Consider the following 3,467-nt stretch of genomic DNA (forward strand, 5'->3'; position numbering starts at 1 on the left):
TACGACCCCTCGTCGCCGATCGCCGCGCCGCCCGGTTGCTCGAACCACGGCCTCGGCTACGCGGTCGACCTCGGCGGCGGCGTGCAGGCGTTCGGCACCCCGCAGTACGAGTGGCTCAAGCAGAACGCCGAGACGTACGGCTGGACGCACCCCGACTTCGCCGAGCCCGACGGGCGCGTGCCCGAGCCGTGGCACTGGGAGTCGGTGCTGGCGCGCGCCGACTCCTGACGCCGCCGCGCACCGCCCGGCGGCGTCCCCGCCTCACTCCCCGGGCGCGGTGTCCACGTCGACGCGCGTCACGCGGCCCGGCGTCGGCCCGTCGCGCAGCCACGACACGAGCCGGCCGACGGCCTCCGGCGCGCCCGACGCCGTCACCTCGACCGTGCCGTCGGGCAGGTTCGTCGCCGTCCCGTCGAGCCCCAGCGCGCCCAGGCGCTCGCGCGTCGCCCAGCGGAACCCGACGCCCTGCACGCGCCCGTGCACGACGGCCCGCACGGTCGCTGCCCCGCCGTGCGCCGTCACAGGTGCACGTGCGCGGGCACGCCCGTCGAGGACTCGATGTCCGACTCCGCGTCGTCGAGCAGCCGGTCCGCGAGCCGGCGCAGCGCGCGCCCGACCGCGATCTCGTCGCCGATGAGCGGCACGTCCAGGTCGTGCGGGTCGCGCCGCGCCCGGCCGACCGTCCGCAGGTGCTCGGGCGTCTCCGCGACGAGCACGGCCTCCGCCGTCGTGCGGCCCTCGGACTCCACGACGCTCACCTGCACGCGCCACACCTTGGTCGTGTCCGTCCCGCCGCCGTTCTCGGCCCCGGGCACGTGCTCGACGTAGCTGTCCGACCCCGGGTAGACGAGCGTGCGCTCCCCCGTGTCCGTCCACTCGACGAGGTAGGGCGGCGACCCGTCCTCGTGCCGCAGCTCGACCACCACCCCGTCGCGCACCGCGCCGCCGACGACCCCCGAGGCGGTCACGATCCTGTCCCCGACCGATGCCCTCATGGCTCCTCCTCGTGCCGCACCGCCCTTCCATCATGCGACCGCGGTGCGCGGGTCGCACCCGTGGGACGCGGCTCAGGAGGCGAGCTGGAGCCGGAGCGCCGCGGGGTCGCGGGCGGGCAGGCGGCACACGAAGTCGGCGCACAGGTACGCGCCCGGGCCGCGCCCCGCGAGCAGCGCGACGCCGTCGTCCGCGAGCGCCGCCGCGTCCTCGGGCGCCGCGCCGAGCACGAGCCCGCCCGGGTGGTACCAGTCCCGCGCGGCCCCGCGGAAGGCGTCGCGGAGGTCCGGGTCCGCGACCAGCACGAGCTGGCGGGGCGGCTCCGCGAGCCCGACGGCGACCCGCAGCACGCCGGCCGCGCCCAGCGGGTGCTCGCTCGCCGACGGCGACGCGGCGACGTGCGCGAGCGCGGCGTCCCGGTACCGGGGCTCGCCCGTCGCGAGGTGCGCGAGCAGCGCGGCCCGCGCGGCCGCCGTCGGCCCGGACGGCACCGCGCCCTCGGACGGGTCCGCCGCCGCACCCGCGGCGAGCCCCAGGTCGGCGAGCACGGGGTCCGTGCCCTGCGGGGGACGCAGCGTGCCGTCGGGACCGACGGTCGCGTCGACGAGCCGCAGCCCCGCGCGCACGAACCGCGCGTCCCCGGTGAGGCCGCCGAGCACGAGGAGCGCCGACGCGAACGCGCCGTGGTCCTCGAGCGTCGCGACGGCGTCGGACACGACGCCGCCCTCCGAGGCGCGCACGAGCGTGCCGTCGGCGCGCACGTGCGTCGCCAGCAGGTGGTCGGCGGCGGCGCGCGCCGCGGCGGTGAGGTCGGGCAGGTCGAGGTGGTGCCCGGCGCGCGCGAGCGCCTCGATCGCGAGCCCGTTCCACCCCGTGAGCACCTTGGTGTCGAGCGGGGGCGGGTCGTGGCGCTCGCGGTCGGCGGGGGCGAGAAGGTAGTAGCCGCCCTCGACGCGCTCGCCGTCGACGACGGACTCCGAGTCCTGGGCGCTCGCGAACGCGCCGCCGGGCAGGCGCAGCGCGCGCAGCAGGAAGCGCCCGACGTCGGCCGCGACCCGGGCCGTCGCGTCCCCCGGGTCGGTCGCGCCCGGGGTGGCGGCGGGCGTGCGCAGCGCGGCCTCCGCGGGGCCGGTGCGGCGCAGGACCGCGAGCGTCGTCGCCGCCGACAGGAGCTGCGCGTTGTCGTAGAGCATCCGCTCGTAGTGCGGCTCGGACCAGTCCGGGCGGGTGCCGTAGCGGAAGAACCCGCCGTCGGCGTCGCGCAGCGGGCTCGCGGCCATCGCGTCGACCGTGCGCCCGGCGAGCACGAGCGCGCGCCGCGCGACCTCGGGGTCCACGACCGAGGACGCCGCGACGTCGAGCAGGAGCTCGAGCGTGGGCGCGACGGGGAACTTCGGGGCGCCGCCGAACCCGCCGTGCACGCGGTCCTCCGCGGCCTCGAGCCGGTCGACCACCGTGCGGGCGTGGTCCGCGAGCCGGGCGACCGGCCCGTCCTGCGCGCGCGTGCCGGGCACCTCGGCACCGGGCGTCGCCGCCGCGCGCGGCACCCCCGTGCGGCGCCCCGCGGCCGCGTCCCGCAGCGCGGCGCGGATCGTCTCCCCGGTCTCGACCGCCTGGTCGCGCCGCTGCTCCCACGCCTGCGCGACGGCGTCGAGCACGTCCCGGAACGCCGGGCGACCCGCCACGGGCACGGGCGGCCAGTACGTGCCCGCGTAGAACGGGGCGCCGTCGGGCGTGGTGAACACCGTGAGCGGCCACCCGAGGTCCGGGGTGAACGCGCTCGCCGCGGCGAGCAGGCTCGCGTCGACGTCCGGGTGCTCCTCGCGGTCGACCTTCACCGCCACGTACCCGCGCGCGAGCTGCGCGGCGATCTCGGGGTCGGAGAAGCTCTCGCGCGCCATGACGTGGCACCAGTGGCACGTCGCGTACCCGACCGAGACCATGACCGGCACGTCCCGGCGCCGCGCCTCGGCGAACGCGTCGGCGCCCCACGGGTACCAGTCGACCGGGTTGTCGGCATGCTGGCGCAGGTACGGGCTCACGGCGTCGGCGAGGCGGTTGACCATGCGCCCCACTCTCCCAGGACCGCGACGGCCCCGCTCAGAACGAGCCCGGGACGCCCACGATCGGCGCACAGCGGAGCACAGCGGCGAGCACGAGGTTGCGCGCGGCCGAGCACGGGGTTGGTGTCGTTCTGGGCGACAGAACGACACCAACCCCGTGTTCGGCGGGGTGCGGGGTCAGGCGTGGAGGCGGCGGAGGAACGCGCGCGTGCGCTCGCGCTGCGGGTCGCCGAGCACTTGCTCGGGCGTGCCGCGCTCGTGGACGCGGCCCTCGTGGAGGAAGCAGACCTCGTCGGCGACACGGCGCGCAAAGCCCATCTCGTGCGTCGCGACGAGCATCGTGCGGCCCTCGGCGCGCAGCTCGGCGAGCAGGTCGAGCACCTCGCCGACGAGCTCGGGGTCGAGCGCGGA

4 protein-coding genes and 1 pseudogene are annotated in these 3,467 nt (G+C 78.0%); 1 reads left to right on the forward strand and 4 read right to left on the reverse strand.

Going from position 1 to position 3,467, the window contains the following annotated elements; all coding sequences use genetic code 11:
- Positions 1–228 (forward strand): M15 family metallopeptidase (locus GJV82_RS19000; protein ID WP_196217316.1); only part of this gene is annotated, 228 nt, incomplete at its 5' end.
- Positions 229–261: 33 nt separating this feature from the next.
- On the opposite strand, the gene GJV82_RS19005 is transcribed toward GJV82_RS19000, so the two are convergent.
- The 4 genes and pseudogenes from GJV82_RS19005 to GJV82_RS19645 form a co-directional block, all read right to left on the reverse strand.
- On the reverse strand, positions 262–522 hold the full coding sequence (locus tag GJV82_RS19005) for an acylphosphatase (protein ID WP_024841029.1): 261 nt from the start codon (positions 520–522) through the stop codon (positions 262–264).
- Entirely contained in the window at positions 519–995 is a 477-nt protein-coding gene (locus tag GJV82_RS19010) for a dsRBD fold-containing protein (RefSeq protein ID WP_115942194.1), read from the reverse strand. Before GJV82_RS19010 ends, GJV82_RS19005 begins: the two co-directional genes overlap by 4 nt.
- A 72-nt stretch (positions 996–1,067) precedes the next feature.
- Positions 1,068–3,059, reverse strand: a complete 1,992-nt coding sequence (locus tag GJV82_RS19015) for a thioredoxin domain-containing protein (protein WP_155100300.1) — start codon at positions 3,057–3,059, stop codon at positions 1,068–1,070.
- Between the two features lie 174 nt (positions 3,060–3,233).
- Positions 3,234–3,467: pseudogene (locus GJV82_RS19645) on the reverse strand (amino acid ABC transporter ATP-binding protein); the annotation flags it as partial.

The sequence above is a fragment of the Cellulosimicrobium composti genome, assembly GCF_009711085.1.
Classification (GTDB): domain Bacteria; phylum Actinomycetota; class Actinomycetes; order Actinomycetales; family Cellulomonadaceae; genus Cellulosimicrobium; species Cellulosimicrobium composti.